Here is an 18,870-nt window from a genome sequence, read left to right as displayed (position 1 = left end):
GTCGTTTCTCTTTGCTCGTTCAGATAATAAAAGCCAGACTTGGGATGGCGATTTATGTAAGACAGGTTTATTAGATTGGTAATACAACCTTAAACCCCAACCCTTTATGGATTGACCTCGTCATATAGGACGATGAGTCTGTCCATTGTGGCTAGTATTTTACTTTATAATCAGTCAGTTACACCTAATTCATCCGCTTCTGCGGCTTAGCAATCACCTGGATAAACTCAGTAATCTGCCGCTGCTTGCGGGCGGACAGCTTACCGCATACCTGGCGCAGCGCCTGCACCACCTCCGGCTCCTACGGGGGCTGCTTAACCGTCAGTATCAGACAGTCCGGCAGCACCCGCACGTTCACCGCCGTGCCGGTATCAAATCCCGCCTCCCTCAGCCAGCTGCCTTTCAGCGTCACGGCGGGGAAAGTTCAAAGGCGCCCGAATCCCGGACATAGCCCACAGGTATACCATCTTGATGTTGTGCGCGTGCGCGTTTCTGGCTTAATTACGATGATGTTCAACCATCATGACTACCTCGTTTTTTCTGACGAATAAAAGCCCCGGCATTCCTGTTATGCCGGAACAGTTGAGGGGAACAGGCTGTCTTAATATCCATTTAACAATACAATGCTAAAGTTAATTTAAGGTATTTAAATGGACCAGGACAATGCTTAAAAAATATTCATCACCACAAATTATTTTCCACTGGGTGACCGTATTCCTGTTGATCGTTGCGTATGCAACCATAGAACTGAGATGGCTGGCAGAAAAGGGAACGTGGCAGAGAAGCGCGATTATCGTTACTCACTTCAGCGCTGGATTTTGCGTGATGCTGGTGATGGCGGTGCGCCTGTACCTGCGAACCCGTTACAAAACCCCTCAGATACTGCCGCCGGCGCAGCGCTGGCAAACGGGGCTTTCACATCTGGTGCATAGCTGCATATACACGCTGTTTATCGTGCTGCCTGTGCTTGGCATCTGCTCACGCTATTTTCGTGGTAAGGAGTGGTGGCTGTTTGGCCTGAGCATGCCGGTGTCTGACAACCCGGCCCCTGAACTTGCCGAAACGCTGATTGGCTGGCACGAAACCCTGGCTCCGCTCGGTTACTGGCTTATTGGTCTGCACGCGCTGGCCGCCCTGTTTCATCACTATTTTCTCCGTGACAATACGCTGACAAGAATGATGCCCTGAAACGGATCGCTAAATGGGCTGTAAACCTCTTTCCGGCAGCCAGTTGGAGCGGCCGGAAAGCCGCTGACGTTTGCGCCCCAGCGGAACAGGGGCGCAGTGTAGCCAGCCCGTAAAGAGATCGGTTCAGGAAAAAATGACGTGCTTTTTCGCGCGCGCCTGACATAGCCACGCCGCGTTAACGTTTCCTCAGGCTGGGTGAGCGGGTGGAATTCATCCGCAAATTGGCGCGTCATTTGTTGTGCATAGCCAGGCAGTTCGATTGTCCGGTGTCTGATGTCCGTAATGGCCATTGCTTCTGCCTCACTACGACTTTGTTCCTTCATGTCAACCAGTAACTCTGTTGGTGAAGTGATGAAGAAAAATTCATCGAAGACCAACTGGGGCATGGTGACATGATATTCCCATTTTACCCTCTCGCGGGGAGGATGAAAGATCAGCTGCTACGGCAGCGATCAAGCAGCCCTGTTCTCAGCGGTCGGTCAGATCGGTACAGTTTATTCTTCCATCTTGCACGCTCGCTGGCAGGTACCTTCAGGTCTGACTTCGAAAGCTGTGGGTTTTCTTCGCGTTTGAGCATGTACTGTGATTCAACGATCGTGCATAAGGTACAAAGATAATTCGAGACGTTATAAAGCGCTTCGGTGCATTCCGACGATAGCCTCTCCAGGCGTGAAGTACGGATCGCCAACGCTTTACGTACATCATCACCGCGCGGCCTCCCGGCTCAGAATTTCAGAGCAGAGCAGGCCGCTGCGTATGCCTTTTTCTGCACTGAACTTTAATAAATCGGGTATTTCATCACGTTGAATTACGTATCACCTCAGGAATATCCCGGTATGAGCGCACGATTTGATTTTCACCTGCTGGGCTGGACAGGTAAAGGGATGAGGAAGAGTGACCTGGTCGTTTTGGACACGCACAAGTCATACAGGCTGAAAACTTCCACGCATAGCCGCTTTGCCTGCGATGAAGGGGCGGTCTGAACCGTCCTTCCCGACTGCCTGACAGGCAGTCGGCACGATCTTTGGCCTTAGCGCCTTCACCTCTGTTGCAGAAACGCCAGCAGATCCTGGTTGAGCTGGTCCTGATGGGTCACCGCAAAGCCGTGTGGTGCATTGTCATACACCTTTAGTTCGGCGTTGTTAATCATCCTGGCTGACAGCTTGCCGGTAGCTTCGAACGGTACGACCTGGTCGTTGCTACCGTGGATCACCAGAGTGGGTACGTCTATTTTAGCCATATCCGCGCGGAAATCGGTCTCGGCGAAGGCGGTCACACAGTCGATGGTGCCCTTTAGCGAGGCCAGCAGGGCGATATTCAGCGTCTGCGTCAGCACACCTTGTGAAACGGTTTGTCCGGCATGAATCCCGTAGAAAGGCGTGGCAAAATCACTGATAAACTGCGCCCTGTCCTTGCGCAGGCCGGCGCGAATACCGTCAAACACCGACTTTTCTACCCCTTCAGGGTGATCGGCCGTTTGCCCAAAGATCGGCGTGACCGCACCAAGCAGCGCCAGCGCGCTAACGCGTTCGCTGCCATAACGACCGATATAGCGTGAAACGTCACCGCCGCCCATGGAGAAGCCGACCAGCGTCACCTCGTGCAGATCCAGATGCGTAATCAGATCGTTAATATCCGAGGCAAAGGTATCATAGTTATACCCTTCCCACGGCTGATCTGAACGGCCGAAACCACGGCGGTCAAAGGCAATAACGCGGTAGCCGTGCTCGGCAAGAAAGTGCATCTGACTGTCCCACATATCGGCATCTAACGGCCAACCGTGGCTGAACAAGACTGGCTTACCGCTGCCCCAATCTTTGTAATAGAGTTGCGTGCCGTCCTGGGTCTTGAATGTGCTCATTGTGGTCTCCTCAAAGAGTAATTCAGGTCAGTCTGTGAATGGAAAACAGGGTTGTTATGTGACAACCTGCCGATCAATTTTATCAGACAATACGGATCATGCTGGCCGAAGTGAGAGGAGGTGACATTCTCGTGCGCGTTATTTTCTGTCGTAACGCCGGGACTTTCGCGGTGAACGGCGCATCTGGGAAACGCCTTGCCGTGGCAAATACGGCTATCAGCTTTCGGATGTGCCTTCGTGGCCTATCGTTTGCTTTATACGTTATTCCGCATGACATTGAGATAAAAAGGGTTATCGCATAAGGCTACAGCCCTTCGCCGTTTTGACGCATCCAGGCTCCTTATAAACGGGTTGTTCCTGATTAAAAGGTTGCTATTTTTGACCGGCGTAAACGTTTAGCGAGCTTCTTTTGCAAAATGATAATGATAAGCGGAAACCCTGATGCAGCGACTGCACATACTGCCAGCAGTATGAGCAGATTTCGGGGCGTCATGCCATGATCGGGTAAGAGCAAAGTGGAAAGGAACAATGCGAAGGTGGCGCTCGGATGCATCATTGATGTCTGCAATGAAGAGAATCCCGCTCTTATCTGTACCTATGTCATTGACATCAACTGGAGGAATGAAATTCAGTCATATATGATGAATGAGCGCTTAAAAAGAGGCTTTTTTATGTGAAACGCGACATCATCTTTAAAAAAGCAGACAGCAGATCCTAAGATCTACAGCCTGCTTCAACCGGAGTTTTTCAGACTTCGCAAAGTGCGCAGGCGGCTTTTCTAAGTTAACCTCTCATGGTAACAAACTCTTCCGACCCGGTCGGGTGAATCGCCACCGTGTTATCGAAGTCTTTCTTAGTTGCGCCCATTTTCAACGCCACCGCGAAGCCCTGTAACATCTCATCCATACCGTAGCCGATGCCGTGGATGCCGACAATTTTCTCTTCTTCACCCACGCACACCAGCTTCATCCGGCACGGCTGGCGATGCTGTGTGACGGCGGTGTACATAGCGGTAAACGACGATGTATACACTTTCAGCTGGTCGTCGCCAAACTTCTCACGCGCTTCCGGTTCACTCAGGCCCACGGTGCCAATTGGCGGGTGGCTGAATACCACGGTCGGGACATTGCTGTAGTCCAGATGCTCGTCCGGCTTGTCGTTAAACAGGCGCTCGGAGAGGCGGCGTCCGGCAGCAACCGCTACCGGGGTCAGCTCTACCGCTCCGGTGTTATCGCCTACCGCATAGATGCCCTTTACGTTGGTGTTTTGATACTTATCAACGTTGATGTAACCCTTGTCGTTCAGCTTCACGCCCGTCACGTCCAGGTTCAGGTTATCGGTCATTGGTTCGCGGCCAATCGCCCACACCAGGCAGTCAACGGTCTGCTCTTTGCCGTTTTCCAGCTGAAGAGTAAGGCTGCCGTCGGCGTTTTTCACGACTGCTTTCGGCGTTGATTCGGTGTGCAGCGTTGGGCCTTCGCTGTTCATCACCTCAACCAGCGTGTCAACGATCAGCGGATCGAAGCTGCGCAGCGGCGCGTGTTTACGCACGTACAGGTGAGTTTCAGAACCCAGCGCGTTCAGTACGCCTGCAATCTCAACCGCGATATAACCCGCGCCGACCACGGCAGTACGCTTTGGCAACGCGTCCAGCTCAAAGAAACCGTCGGAGTTAATACCGTATTCGGCCCCAGGGATGGCTGGCAGGCTTGGACGGCCGCCGGTAGCAATCAGAATGTGATCGGCGGTGATCTTCTCGCCGTTCACCTCAACGGTGCGCGCATCAACAAAACGCGCAAAACCTTTGACAACATCCACCTTATTTTTACCCAGCACGTTGTCGTACGAGGTATGGATGCGGTCGATATAGGCGCTACGGTTCTTCACCAGCACGTTCCAGCTAAACTGATTGACGGTGGTGTCAAAGCCATAGTCCGGGCCGTAGTTATGGATGGCCTCGGCAATCTGTGCCGCGTGCCACATCACTTTTTTCGGTACGCAGCCAACGTTAACGCAGGTGCCACCGAGATCCTTCGCTTCGATCAGCGCACATTTCTGTCCGTACATAGCCGCACGGTTAATGGAGGCGATACCGCCGCTGCCGCCGCCGATGGCAAGGTAGTCATAATGTTTGGTCATCGCGTGTCCCAGTTCCATAAGTGAGTAAATTCAGCTACCCGAGAGTGTAACGCCTGTCGGGTAAAACCCGCAAAGATTGCGTCTATGATTGTGATAGGAGCGAGGCGCAGAGCGAGCGCTGTGCCAGACTCGCAGGCATACAACACCCGCTCTTTGCTGACGACGTTAACAGGCTTTAAACCAGAAAACGTCGAAAATGGTATGGGATAATCAACCTGCCTGGCATACTGGTAAGTAAGATTATACTTAACGGTCGGCAATTCGACAGACTTAGCCCCGGCCGGTTAACATTTGCATAGCGTTTAAAAGCGGCTTTGGTGACCCATCGTCGGGCCGCTTTCAACAGGACAAAAAATGGATCACAGCGTACACAACAAACTGATTTCTTTTATCTGGAACATCGCCGACGACTGCCTGCGTGATGTGTATGTTCGGGGTAAATATCGTGACGTCATTCTGCCTATGGTGGTACTGCGTCGTCTTGATACCCTGTTAGAGCCGGGCAAAGAGGCCGTGCTGGCTGAAGTCAAGTTTCAGAAAGAAGAACTACGGGCAACTGAACTGGATGATGCGCCACTCATGGCGGCCAGTGGCTATGTGTTTTACAACACTTCAAAGTGGACGTTAAATTTGCTGTTCAAGGCGGCGACCAACAACCAGCAGATCCTGTTGGCGAACTTTGAAGAGTACCTGCTGGGCTTCAGTGACAACGTTAAAGAGATCGTCGCCTGCTTTAACCTGCAGGCACAAATCCGCCATATGGCGTCGAAGCAGGTGCTGCTGGATGTGGTGGAAAAGTTCGTCTCGCCTTATATCAACCTGACGCATAAAGCCGTGGAAGACCCCGAAGGCTACACTATGCCAGCCCTGTCAAATTTGGGCATGGGCTACGTCTTTGAAGAGCTTATTCGTAAATTTAACGAAGAAAATAACGAAGAGGCCGGGGAGCACTTCACGCCAAGGGAAGTGATCGACCTGATGACGCACCTGGTATTTGACCCGGTGAAAGACAAATTGCCGCTAACGATGACGGTATACGATCCGGCCTGCGGTAGCGGCGGTATGCTGACCGAATCGCAGAACTTTATCGAAGCAAAATACCCCAGCAGCAATCGTGATATTTACCTGTACGGTAAAGAGATCAACGACGAAACCTATGCTATCTGTAAGTCAGATATGATGATCAAAGGCAACAACCCCGAGAACATCCGGGTGGGTTCAACGCTATCGACCGATGAATTTGCCGCAGAGCGTTTTGACTTTATGCTGTCAAACCCGCCCTATGGCAAAAGCTGGGCCTCTGAGCAGAAGTACATCAAAGATGGCGGCGATGTGATTGACCCACGCTTTAAGGTCCGGCTGCAGGACTACTCGGGCAAAGAAGAGACGGTGGATGCCACGCCGCGCTCCAGTGACGGACAGCTGCTGTTCCTGATGGAAATGGTCAGCAAAATGAAAGACCCGGCGATCGGCTCGCTGGGCAGTCGCATTGCCTCGGTGCACAACGGATCTTCTCTTTTCACCGGTGATGCCGGCGGTGGTGAAAGTAATATCCGCCGTTACCTGATTGAAAACGATATGCTGGATGCTATCGTGCAGCTGCCCAATAACCTGTTCTATAACACCGGTATCACCACCTATATCTGGCTGCTGAATAATAACAAACCGCAGGATCGCCAGGGCAAGGTGCAGCTGATTGATGCCAGCCTGCTGTATCGCAAACTGCGCAAGAACCTCGGCAATAAAAACTGCGAGTTTGCCCCCGAACATATTGCCGAGATCGCGCAAACCTACCTCGCTTGTGCCGGGGTGGAAAGAAAACTGGACGCTAACCACGATGCCGTGGGTATTGCCAGCAAGGTATTCAGTAACGATGACTTTGGCTATTACAAGGTCACCGTCGAGCGCCCAGACCGGCGTAAGGCCCGCTTTACCCGTGAGGCCATTCAGCCGCTGCGCTTTGATAAACAGCTTGCCGAGGTGATGGCCTGGCTGTATGGCGAACACGGTGACAAAATCTACGAAAAGGGCTTTTTAGCCTCGGTCGAAAAAGCCACGCTGGCCTGGTGCGCAGAGCGCGATATCAGTCTGAATACTAAGGCCAAAAGCAAGCTGCTCGACGTGAAAAACTGGCTGTCGTTGCAGAGGGTGTATCACACCGCTGAACGGCTGATGGCCACCCTCGGCGGCGGCGAATTTGACGATTTCAACCTGTTCAAAGCGCAGGTTGAACAGGTGCTGAAAGCGGAAAAAATCAAGCTGTCTGCGGCTGAGAAGAACGCGATTGTAAACGCGGTAAGCTGGTATGACGAGACGGCGGCCAGAGTCATCAATAAAACGGTGAAGCTGAACGGCGATAAGCTACAGGACCTGTTAGCACGCCTGGAATGTGAAGCGGAAGATCTGCCTGATTTTGGTTTTTACCCCAGCGGCAAAAAAGACGAATATATTATTTACGACAGCAGTGCAGATCTGCGTGATACGGAATCAGTACCGCTTAAGCAAAGTATTTACCAGTATTTCCTCGATGAAGTGAAGCCGCATGTGGCAGAGGCCTGGATTAATCTGGACTCGGTGAAAATTGGCTACGAGATCAGCTTTAATAAGTACTTCTATCACCCTAAGCCGTTGCGTTCTCTGGAAGAGGTGGCGCAGGACATTATCAAGCTGGAGCAGCAGTCTGAAGGCCTGATTGCGCAGATTTTGGGCGTTTCAGTTGACAAGATTCAGGGATAAGGGGGCGATAATGGTGAATATGGCTGAGTTGCCGAAGTATGAGTTCTGCAAAAAATCTTGTGTGGATTGGATAGGAAAAATTCCAACTGACTGGCAGGCTAAGCGTTTTAAATTCCTTGCTTCTATTACTACTGGAGATAAAAATACAGAAGATAAACAAGAAAATGGTAAATATCAATTTTTTGTTAGATCACAAATGCCAGAAAAAATAGATACATACACCTATGATGGGGAAGCTATTTTAACAGCAGGTGATGGTGCTGGTGTTGGGAGAGTCTATCACTACGTGAAGGGGAAATTTGACTTTCATCAAAGAGTCTACAAATTTTCTGATTTTAGAGAAGTANCTAAATAGCTGCGTCTAATAGCGCTCCACTTTTGCCAGTCCGTGTTTACCGCCCGGGAACGGGCTGACCGTTTTCATAAAGTGGCGTACTTTTTTCAACAGTTGCCACATTGACCGGCACTGATGATTGCGTGTAATGGTATCGTGCAGCGCCTGCCACAGGCGCTCAACATGATTGACCCACGGCGAGTAAACCGGCTGGTAAATCACCCTGAACTTTGGATTCTGTTTCAGCCAGCTCAGCGTTTCACGGCTTTTGTGGATGATATAGTTATCGACAATCAGCGTGATCGTTTTTGCCCGGCGGTAACTCGCTTTCAGGTGCTTAAGCAGGCTGATAAACAGCACCGAACTTTTGCTGTTACCGCCAACGTAACTGACTTTGCCCGTTCCGCTGTGCAGCGCACCCGCCAGGTAATATTTTTCATTTTGACCCGGTGTTACCACGCGTCTTTGCTGCCCGCGCAGTTGCCAGTCAGCACCGATTTTTGGATTGAGGTGGATATCCACTTCATCTTCATAAAATACCGGATGCTCTGCGCTGCATTTGTCCAACGCCTGGCGGATCACCGCCATCTTTTCATCTTTGTGCGGGTCACGGATCCGCAGGGTTGGCGCAGCTCTGCGCCACACCAGCCCGGCAGCGGGCAACCAGCGACGGACGGTTCCTGCATGCAACCGGCAGCCGGTTATGTCTTTAATTTTTATAGCCAACAATTCCGTACTCCAGCGTGAACGCTGATAACCAAAATCGCCGGGAGAGTGCTTTATCAGTTCACGTAACAGAGTGCAGATATGCTCAAATGGCCATCGGCGGGAGCGCCCTGCGGGCAACGATTTCAGACCTTCAACACCGGACAACGTAAACCAGTTAATCCAGCGCCCGACGGATGAACGGGCGCAACAGAGCGTTCTGGCGACGTGGCTGACACGGTTTCCCCGGTGCAACATCAGTATGGCCGTCAGCCTGCGGGCATGATTTTTATCGCGCGTTTTATGGATAGCTTTTCGCATCAGGCGTCGTTCTTCACGGGAAATGGGTGCTATGATCGGCATTGCTCAGTCCGGTTGGTGATTTGTTTTGATTTGGCGATTGATCAGATCGCACAATCCGGGCTGAGTTCCCTCAAAGTGATCTACTATTCCGCGCAGCTATTTAGGTAAATACCTCTATAACTATTTTTGTGTGAAATTTTATAATGTAGCAATTCTTGGTACAGCAAAATCTACTGTAGACAGCTTACGTTTACCTTTGATTCAAGATTTCCAGATATGTTATCCAGCAGATATTAAAGAACAGGAAAGAATAATTTATTTCCTTGAAAAGAAAACAAGTGAAATAGATGAAGCTATAGCTATCAAAGAAAAACAAATTTCCTTATTAAAAGAGCGCAAACAAATCATTATTCAAAAGGCCGTAACGCAAGGGCTTGATGCGAATGTGCCGAGGAAAGATTCAGGAGTCAGCTGGATTGGGAAGATTCCTGAGCATTGGGAGATCCGTCGCAGCAAATTCCTGTTTACTCAACGTAAAGAGAAAGCCTTGAATGACGATGTTCAATTATCGGCAACCCAAGCCTATGGGGTTATACCACAAGAAAAATATGAAGCATTAACCGGTAAACGCGTTGTAAAAATACAATTTCACTTAGATAAACGGAAGCATGTTGAAAAGGATGATTTTGTTATCAGTATGAGAAGCTTTCAAGGAGGTCTTGAAAGAGCCTGGTCTTGTGGCTGCATCCGTTCTTCCTATGTGGTTCTTAAAGCATTACAGACTATTGATCCTTTATTTTATGGCTACTTACTGAAATTACCTTCCTACATTGCAGCGTTACAGCAAACGGCAAGCTTTATCAGAGATGGTCAGGATTTGAACTTTGATAACTTTTCAAGAGTTGATCTTTTCATACCGCCACTCGAAGAACAGACTGCGATAGCTAATTATGTCGAGTCATTTTTGACATCTTCAGATGAAGCGATGAATTTGATTGAGCAACAAATCGAAAAACTCAAAGAATACAAAACCACGCTAATTAACAGCGCGGTCACCGGCAAAATAAAAATCACCCCTGAAATGGTGGAATAAGTGAATCACGCCGGTGGCAAAAAGCAGTCACATTCTGGATAAGGACGGATAACATCATGGTCAGTCAAACTAACGAGCAGGCGCTGGAATCAGCCATTGAAAAGAGTTTGGTCGGCATCAGTGCTGAAGAGCGGAAGGCGGGAGTGGTAGCGCAGCACGCAGCAGCAGGGTATCTCGCCGGGGCGGCAGCTGATTTCAATAGGCAGTATGCCCTTGACGAGCGCTTCTTCTGGCAGTACCTGCAGCAGACTCATGCGCCGGAACTGGCCAAACTGCAAAAACACCATCCGGCTGACTGGCAACGCAAGCTGCTTGAGCGTTATGACCGACTGATTAAAAAGCACGGCGTATTGCACCTGCTGAAGAAAGGGCTAAGCGTCGATGACGCGCATTTTAACCTGATGTTTCCCGCTCCGCTGGCCAGCAGCGGTGAAAAGATAAAACAAAACTTTGCAGAAAACAGGTTTAGCTGCACCAGACAGGTGCGCTATTCCCTGGGCAATCCGCTGCAGGAAATTGATATGGTGCTGTTTATCAACGGCATCCCCTTTGCCACGCTGGAACTCAAAAATGCCTGGACCGGGCAGACTGCGCGTTATCACGGCCAAAAGCAGTACTGTGAAGACCGGGACAGCAGCCAGGCATTACTGACATTTGGCCGCTGCCTGGTGCATATGGCGGTGGATACCGATGAAGTCTATATGACGACAAAGCTGGCGGGTAAAAGCACCTTCTTCCTGCCGTTCAATAAAGGCCACCATCACGGGCAAGGCAACCCACCCAACCCCAACGGGCACCGAACGGCGTATCTGTGGCAGGAGATTTTTACCCGCGATAGCGTGGCAAATATCATCCAGCATTTTGTTCGTCTGGATGGCAGCAGCAAAGATTCTTTAGCAAAACGCACGCTGTTTTTCCCGCGTTATCATCAGCTTGATGTGGTTCGTCAGCTTGTCGCCCATGCGGCGACTTATGGGGTTGGTCAAACCTATTTGATCCAACACTCGGCCGGTTCAGGCAAGTCCAATTCGATCACCTGGGCGGCCTACCAGTTAATTGAAACCTGTCCGCTCTCTGCAGCCGCTGCTGCGGGCAAAAGTTTAGAACAGCCGCTATTCGATTCCGTTATCGTGGTGACCGACAGACGTTTGCTGGATAAACAGCTGCGCGACAACATCAAAGAATTTTCTGAGGTCAAAAATATCATCGCCCCGGCGTATAAATCCTCGGAGCTGAAGCAGGCGCTGGAAAGTGGAAAAAAGATCATTATCACCACCATCCAGAAATTTCCCTTTATCATTGACGGCATAGCCGATCTCAGCGACAAGCGTTTTGCGGTGATCATTGACGAAGCGCACAGCTCCCAATCCGGCTCTGCCCATGACAATATGAACCGTGCTATGGGTAAAGCGCAGGTGGAAGAGGCCGAGGACGCCCAGGATAAAATCCTGCAGGCCATGAACTCGCGTAAAATGCGCGGTAATGCCACCTACCTGGCCTTTACCGCCACGCCGAAAAACAGCACCCTGGAAAAATTTGGCCAATGCCAGCAGGACGGAACCTTTAAACCTTTTCATCTCTATTCGATGAAGCAGGCCATTGAAGAGGGCTTTATTCTCGACGTGCTCGCCAACTACACCACGTTTCGCAGTTATTACGAGATCGAAAAGTCCATCGCCGATAATCCCGAGTTTGATAGCCAGAAAGCGCAAAAGAAACTGCGCGCTTACGTTGAGCGCAGTCAGCAGACCATTGATACCAAAGCCGGGATCATGCTTGAACACTTTGTGCCGCATATTGTGAATGCGAAGAAGCTGAAGGGGAAAGCGAAAGGCATGGTGGTTACGCAGAATATCGAGGTGGCCATTCGCTACTACAAGGCGATTCAGCGTATTCTGCAACAGCAGGGCAACCCATTTAAGGTGCTCATTGCCTTCTCCGGCAGTAAAGAGGTCGATGGTATTGAATATACCGAAGCGGATATTAATGGCTTCGCGGAAAATGATACCAAAGAGGCATTTGACAGCGATGAATATCGCCTGCTGGTGGTGGCCAATAAATACCTGACCGGCTTTGACCAGCCTAAATTATGTGCCATGTACGTCGACAAGAAGTTAACCGGCGTGCTGTGCGTACAGGCGCTCTCGCGTTTAAACCGCAGTGCGCCCAGGCTGGGTAAAAAAACCGAAGACCTGTTTGTGCTGGATTTCTTTAACTCTGTCGAAGATGTGCAGGCGGCATTTAACCCCTTCTATACCGCCACGTCGCTGTCCCGGGCAACCGATGTCAACGTGCTTCATGAACTGAAGGATGAGATGGATGATGCGGGCGTATATGAGTGGTACGAAGTCGAAGATTTTGTTGCGCGCTATTTCAATAATGAAGATGCACAAACGTTAAGCCCTGTTATAGATCGGGCGGCGGCACGCTTTGCCAGCGAGCTGGAACTGGAGCCAGAGCAAAAAATAGATTTTAAAGTTAAGGCCAAGCAGTTTGTGAAGATTTACGGCCAGATGGCATCGATCATGCCTTATGAAATGGTGGCATGGGAAAAACTGTTCTGGTTCCTGAAGTTCCTGATACCTAAACTGATCGTAGAAGACCCGGACGCAGATGCGTTCGACAAATTACTGGAGTCAGTAAATTTAAGCTCCTACGGCTTACAGCGGGTTAAGCTGGGTCATGGCATCAAGCTGGATGCAGCTGAAACGGAAGTCGATCCTCAGAACCCGAATCCCAGAGGTGCGTACGGTACAGAAAGAGAGACCGATCCGCTGGATGAGATCATTCGCAACTTCAATGAGCGCTGGTTCCATGGGTGGCGCGCCACGCCCGAGGAGCAGAAAATTAAGTTTGTGAATATGGTCAATAGCGTGCGCAACCACCCGGACTTTGCCGCCAAGTATCAAAACAACCCGGATCCGCACAACCGGCAGTTGGCCTTTGACAAGATGCTGAAGGAAGTTATGCTGCTACGCCGGAAAGAAGAGCTGGAACTCTATAAGCTTTACGCCAATGACCCGGCATTTAAAGCATCATTGACCCAAAGCATGCAGCATATGCTCGACCAGGGCGGCGGAATGGGTGCGCAACCCCCGGCACAATAATCAACGGAGCCTGCTGATTATGCATTTGCAGTTTTTAGGAACCGGAGCCGGTACGCCGAGCCGCGAGCGTAATGTGACCGGCATCGCGCTGGATTTGCAGGGCGTGCGTAATAATGTCTGGCTGTTTGACTGTGGCGAAGGCACACAGCATCAGATCCTGCGCACCCCGATCAAACCCGGCAGGATCGAAAAGATCTTTATCACGCATTTGCACGGCGATCATATCTTTGGTCTGCCGGGGCTGCTCACCAGCCGTTCAATGAATGGCTGTGTTGAACCGATGACGCTGTACGGGCCTTCGGGGATAAAAACCTTCGTTGAAACCAGCCTCAGTCTCAGCGGCTCCTGGCTGAACTTCCCGCTGGAAATTATCGAAATCAGCGCGGGCGAAGTGTTTCAGGACGCGCATTTTCGCGTTACCGCTTACCCGTTGACTCATCCGGTAGAGTGCTATGGCTACCGCATTGACGAGCACGACAAACCCGGCGCGCTTGCTGCCCAAAAGCTGGCGGCGCACGGCGTCCCGACGGGGCCTTATTTCTACGACCTCAAGCAGGGGCGCAGCGTGACGCTGGCTGACGGGCGTATTATCAACGGCTGGGATTATGTCGGCAGCAAGATAAAAGGGCGCAGTCTGGCTATTTTTGGCGATACCGCACCAACGGCAGCGGCAGTTGAGCTGGCTGCAGGGGTTGATGTCATGGTGCATGAAGCCACGCTGGAAGTGGCGATGGAGGAGAAAGCGAACGCGCGCGGTCACTCTTCAACGGTGCAGGCGGCACAGGTGGCGCAGCAGAGCGGGGCGAAAAAATTAATCATTACGCATCTTAGCTCACGCTATCTGCGTCACGACTGCGAGCGCCTGCTGGCAGAGTGTCGTGCGGTATTTCCGCACACCGAGATGGCGCATGACTTTGCGCTGTTTACCCTGTAAAACACGCGGGGCGGGTGCGCTAAAGCATCGCGGCCAGCCCCTGACGGGGGGTTCCGGCGACCAGTGCGGGGTCGGTAATGCACTCCCGCACTGGCCGTCAGCGATTATTCCGGCACAATCCAGTTCACTTTAGTGTGGCCGGTTCCCGCAGGCACCAGCATTTTATGCAGCCACGGCAGCACGTTTTTCATCTGCTGTTCCAGCTTCCACGGCGGATTAATCACAATCATGCCGGAAGCCGTCATGCCGCGCCGATCGCTGTCCGGGCGCACCGCCAGCTCAATCTGCAAAATACGGCGGATGCCGGTGGCCTCCAGCTCGTTGCACATGCGCTTGATTTGCTGGCGCAAAACCACCGGATACCACAGCGCGAACACCCCGGTGTTGAAGCGCTTATAACCTTCCTGAATGCCTTTAACCACATCCTGATAGTCGCTTTTCATCTCATAGGGCGGGTCGATCAGGATTAAACCCCGGCGCGACGGCGGCGGCAGTTTAGATTTCAGCTGCTGATAGCCGTCGGCACGTTCGGTACGTGCGCGATCGTCTTTCAGGAATTCATTGCGCAGCAGTGGGAAGTCGCTGGAGTGCAGTTCAGTCAGCTGCAGCTTGTCGAATTCGCGCAGCAGGAAGCGGGCAATCAGTGGCGACCCCGGGTAATAGCGCAGTTTACCGCCGGGGTTAAGATTTTTAACCACGCCGATATAGGCGGCCAGCTCCTCCGGTAAGTTTTCCTGTTGCCAGATCCGGGCGATGCCTTCCAGATACTCGCCGGTGCGCTCCGCATGCTCACCGCTCAGCTGATAGCGCCCGGCACCCGCGTGAGTGTCGAGATAGAGATAAGGTTTATCTTTCTCATTCAGCGCGCTGATAATCAGGCTTTGCACGGTGTGTTTAAGAACGTCGGCGTGATTGCCGGCATGAAAACTGTGGCGGTAACTGAGCATTTATCTATATCCTGTTGAATTTATAAGGTTTTAATTGATGGTGAATCAATTTTCACAATTATTACCCCACGGATTACCCACAGAACGGCGCACAGCAGCGGATGCAGGAAAAAGCATGAGAACCTTTTAAGGCGAGGGATTATATCAGGGATGGCTGCCGGATGGGCTGCCGTTCTTTCGCTTTTACCGGGTAAACGGCCTTGAGTTAACCAAAACCGGCTGTGCTGTATCAATAGCAGGATAGAGAATAATCTGAATAACAAAAAATCAGGATGGAACGCTATATTTAGAAAATATCTTCACGCGTTTTATCAACGGGAATTGAATTGTAATGTGAAAAGGATAAGGCATTATTCAATAATAAAATAAAGGTAACTATATGAAAGTTGATCCTTTTTGCTCTGATGATAAATCTTCTGTAGATCTGAGAAAAATAAAAAATGAACGAAGATGCTCATTAACCGGCATAGATAATAACGTGCTATTGAATTGCATTAATCATGTAGAAAACACTCCCGGGAAGCTAAAGAGAGTTAAAGCCAGCAAGGAATTAAATCAGATCGTCAGTTATCTTCCTGACAAGACCTTATGTAAAGTAGAGTATAAGCTGTTGCCCGGGTTATCCCATCTTAGCGTAGAGAAATATGTGTATTGCGGTATGGTTGCAGGGTTCCCCACGAGTAATCTGGGAATGACGATAGGTGATGACGGGTACTTGCTTTTAATTAAGGGAAAGAGTTTCAATCTGATTGAAGGGCTATATAAAAAGTTAAATGGAGGTTATGAATACTACACGGCTGCGCTGACTGATTTTCAATGTGGCATCAAGTTGAGTCGCATTTATGTTAACGAGAGTGGCATTCTGACAGGTGAAGAAAAATACACCGGAAAGGTCTGTTCAATTGAAATAAAGCCCGCCTCAAGTCAGGAAGATATAGAAGGGCAATACGTATCATTAGCATTCCTTGATGAGATAAAGGATGAACGTGATAAACTGGTGTTTAAAACAGACAATGACACACTGATATCATTCAGTTATGGTGCAGGGAAGCTATGGGCTAAAATAATCCAGGAGGCCGGCAACGCATCCGATTTCTCAAGCGGATATGCTGAAATTAAGCTACCATTGAAAAATAAATATAAGATTATAAATATCAAAAGAGCAATAAATGAATTGCAGATCGCCGTCATGTCAGGAAATAAGTGCAGAATTTACTATCTTAACCCAATGCATATTTCTTTAGATGATTCCTTCGCAAGGAAACTCAGTCACAAGCCCCCGCAAATTTTCTCTTCTCGTTTGGGCAGCGATCCGCATGAAAAATATCATGCCGGACAACCCTTTTCTTCAGACCGTAGGGGGAACTTCAGTGCCAGACGTATTCCTTTATTCTCCTCTGTTGCAAATAATTCAAGATTTAATTTCAAGGAAGCCAGCTTAAAAAAAGCGGAGGGCAGGAATATCCAGGCAGCAATTGACGTGGCTAAAGGATTGGACATAGGTATAGGTGGGATTTACTCAACAACATCAGGTATGATAACCCATATTAATTCAGGTCAACCCCGTCATCGTGGTGAATACGGGAATCCGTCATTTGAATCCAGGCTGGAATTTTTAACATCATGGGGAAAAAAAGTATCTGGCGTACTCAATGATGCGTTAGGCCACAGGCAAAAATTGGGTTTATCTGATGCCCTGACAGAATTGAGCCAGAAACTGCATGTGAAAGATACCATTCATATAACAAGTTCCGAGCGGGTATCTGGTTTTTTTGGCATTGCCTCTGGCGGAATACCGTTCTGTCCGGGTTGGTTCGCTGGCATTCTTGGTGGGATCTCCTTTAGTCACAGTTTATCCCTGTCAAGAACGGATCAAGACAGTATTAAACTCACATTCACTCATCAGTTTCAACGCGGAGTCACCGGTCTTGTGGGAACGGGGCAGGGATTAGAGAGGACATTGCTCGGTTTTCACGGTCTGGACTATATGACGGTACTACCTGCTGAAGCAAATCTCATTATTGCCACTCAATTGTCTGATAAAAAGGATTTTACTTTCCGCCTGTCGAACAATGATTTCATCCTGTTCATGAGACAGTTTGATAAGGGGGCCATAGATCCAGGATTAAAAAAATATATTATTAGCCAGTCAGAGTTGACTGAGCTGAAGGAAAAAGAGTTTGTCATAATGCTTGAAGCTAAGTCTGAACTAAGGTTAGAAGTGGGTGGAATGGCTAATCCAAACACTTATTTAGTGGTGCCCCGCACTGCGCTGGGTGCCAGACTTGCTTTAGAGGTGCTAAAAGCGAGGTCAACCTCGCAACTGATCGTCGATAAAAATGATAATATCACCAGAATTAATCAATATAACGCCGTGCTCATGAATCCTGAGCTGGATATTTTTAAAGAAACAAAGATCATGCCTGTTGCTATTTACAGTGGAGAACCGGTTTTATGTGTCCCGTTACCCTTAACAGAAGAGTCTGCAGTTATCCAGCAGTTCAGGACTGAGCATGGCGGGGCGCGGTGGGATAACGTGGTGATGAAGCATTTAAAACCGAGTGGCAACATAAAGTCAGACAGCGAAAAAGACATCAAAGAATATTATAGCCAAAAATATAATATCAGTGAACTTAACAATATCCCATTTTTCCTCACCCTGGTTGACGGCTCGTCGGCGCGGAAAGGGCTTACGTTAGAGCAGGTGGCCAAATATGAAGGGATCGTTAACTCAATGATGAAGAAAATTTATGCAATAAAAAACGCTGTCTCGCAGCAAGAAAGAATGAGCTTGGGGAAATCTTGTATGATAACCTTGATTTCTCACTACGAGACGATCGGACATTATTCCGCGAATAGCCCTCATGGCTTGCGATTAAAAAGACTGGAACTTCGACGATTAGGGACGTTAAGCCACGAGACGGCGACAGTTCCACTTTCAATCATTTACTTCTTGAGCAAGAATGAAATATCGTACGATGAGCGTTTGGGGGATATTAGTTTTTTATATCGGCATGAAGCCGATATAACGCCGTTTACTATAGAAAGTAGATTGAAATTCCTTTACTGATCGCTTGAAAAAATTTAGCGGGCTTTTTCGCAGTCAGGCAGCCCAGCATTTTATGGCTCTGATTCAGAGCATGCGTGGTCGGCTGTTACCCAGAAACAAGGCTCTGTATGGGTTGTCTGTCACTGTGGATTTGCCAGGAAACCGTTGTGTTATTGCGTTAGCCGCATGAATACCCGGCGGGAAGGATGTTGGGAGTATGCCTTTTATATTCAGGGTGCTGATATTAGATAAATTGAAAGGAGTCTTATTATGCTTTTGTCAAGGATAGCCAGTCATTGTGTTTATACAGCGGGTGGTTTCGTTCAGGGAAACGTCGGTTCCAACGTGAGGGGGGTGCTGTCTAAACTGCATAATGTTAAAGTGACCGATTGCGGACAGCACTCTGCCAGGGATCTTTCCCCGCAGGGTATGGCTGCCAGCCTGGGTAAAGGCCAATCAACTGAGTCGGCACAG

Annotated in this window: 10 protein-coding genes and 3 pseudogenes; 6 read left to right on the top strand and 7 right to left on the bottom strand. The window is 49.6% G+C overall.

Annotated elements, in window-relative coordinates; translation table 11 throughout:
* Positions 1-184 precede the first annotated feature (184 nt).
* Positions 185-517, bottom strand: a pseudogene (symE, locus tag EPYR_RS21440) (endoribonuclease SymE).
* A gap of 146 nt (positions 518-663) precedes the next feature.
* Here symE and cybB point away from each other — a divergent pair.
* Positions 664-1,188 (top strand): cytochrome b561, encoded by a 525-nt coding sequence (gene cybB / locus EPYR_RS17610; protein ID WP_014539816.1) that lies wholly within the window; start codon positions 664-666, stop codon positions 1,186-1,188.
* On the opposite strand, the gene EPYR_RS20495 is transcribed toward cybB, so the two are convergent.
* The 4 genes and pseudogenes from EPYR_RS20495 to gorA form a co-directional block, all read right to left on the bottom strand.
* A complete protein-coding gene (locus EPYR_RS20495; protein WP_148217846.1) occupies positions 1,146-1,574 on the bottom strand; it encodes a hypothetical protein in 429 nt (142 codons plus the stop codon). The two genes, cybB and EPYR_RS20495, sit on opposite strands and share 43 nt — an antisense overlap.
* 653 nt (positions 1,575-2,227) lie before the next feature.
* Positions 2,228-3,049: an alpha/beta fold hydrolase gene (locus EPYR_RS17605; RefSeq protein ID WP_014539814.1), complete on the bottom strand. Its 822-nt coding sequence runs from the start codon at positions 3,047-3,049 to the stop codon at positions 2,228-2,230.
* A 361-nt stretch (positions 3,050-3,410) separates the two neighbouring features.
* Positions 3,411-3,635, bottom strand: a pseudogene (locus EPYR_RS21250) (MFS transporter); the annotation flags it as partial.
* Positions 3,636-3,832: 197 nt separating this feature from the next.
* The gene (gorA, locus tag EPYR_RS17595) at positions 3,833-5,188 is read right to left on the bottom strand and encodes a glutathione-disulfide reductase (RefSeq protein WP_015899154.1); all 1,356 of its coding nucleotides are present in this window, start codon (positions 5,186-5,188) and stop codon (positions 3,833-3,835) included.
* Between the two features lie 354 nt (positions 5,189-5,542).
* Between gorA and EPYR_RS17590 the strand changes: the two genes are divergently transcribed.
* Complete coding sequence (locus tag EPYR_RS17590) at positions 5,543-7,924, top strand: type I restriction-modification system subunit M (RefSeq protein ID WP_014539812.1); 2,382 nt, start codon at positions 5,543-5,545, stop codon at positions 7,922-7,924.
* Positions 7,925-8,285: 361 nt separating this feature from the next.
* Here EPYR_RS17590 and EPYR_RS17580 read toward each other — a convergent pair whose 3' ends face one another.
* Positions 8,286-9,326 carry an IS630 family transposase gene (locus EPYR_RS17580; protein ID WP_012666458.1) on the bottom strand — a complete coding sequence of 347 codons (1,041 nt, stop codon included), beginning with the start codon at positions 9,324-9,326 and terminating at the stop codon, positions 8,286-8,288.
* 259 nt (positions 9,327-9,585) lie between these two features.
* On the opposite strand from EPYR_RS17580, the pseudogene EPYR_RS17575 reads away from it, so the two are divergent.
* The 3 genes and pseudogenes from EPYR_RS17575 to rnz form a co-directional block, all read left to right on the top strand.
* Positions 9,586-10,359 (top strand): annotated as a pseudogene (locus EPYR_RS17575) (restriction endonuclease subunit S); the annotation flags it as partial.
* Positions 10,360-10,415: 56 nt separating this feature from the next.
* On the top strand, positions 10,416-13,466 hold the full coding sequence (locus EPYR_RS17570; RefSeq protein ID WP_014539810.1) for a type I restriction endonuclease subunit R: 3,051 nt from the start codon (positions 10,416-10,418) through the stop codon (positions 13,464-13,466).
* A gap of 19 nt (positions 13,467-13,485) precedes the next feature.
* Positions 13,486-14,400, top strand: a complete 915-nt coding sequence (rnz, locus tag EPYR_RS17565) for a ribonuclease Z (protein WP_015899152.1) — start codon at positions 13,486-13,488, stop codon at positions 14,398-14,400.
* Positions 14,401-14,504: 104 nt separating this feature from the next.
* Here the strand turns inward: rnz and EPYR_RS17560 are convergent, their stop codons facing one another.
* Positions 14,505-15,347 carry a 23S rRNA (adenine(2030)-N(6))-methyltransferase RlmJ gene (locus EPYR_RS17560; protein WP_014539808.1) on the bottom strand — a complete coding sequence of 281 codons (843 nt, stop codon included), beginning with the start codon at positions 15,345-15,347 and terminating at the stop codon, positions 14,505-14,507.
* Between the two features lie 379 nt (positions 15,348-15,726).
* Here EPYR_RS17560 and EPYR_RS17555 point away from each other — a divergent pair, with 379 nt between their 5' ends.
* Positions 15,727-18,417 (top strand): hypothetical protein, encoded by a 2,691-nt coding sequence (locus tag EPYR_RS17555; protein ID WP_014539807.1) that lies wholly within the window; start codon positions 15,727-15,729, stop codon positions 18,415-18,417.
* Positions 18,418-18,870 lie beyond the last annotated feature (453 nt).

The organism is Erwinia pyrifoliae DSM 12163 (assembly GCF_000026985.1).
GTDB classification, from domain to species: Bacteria; Pseudomonadota; Gammaproteobacteria; order Enterobacterales; family Enterobacteriaceae; genus Erwinia; species Erwinia pyrifoliae.
The sequence above is the reverse complement of the archived record's forward strand: the minus strand, read 5'-3'. Positions and strand labels throughout refer to the sequence as shown.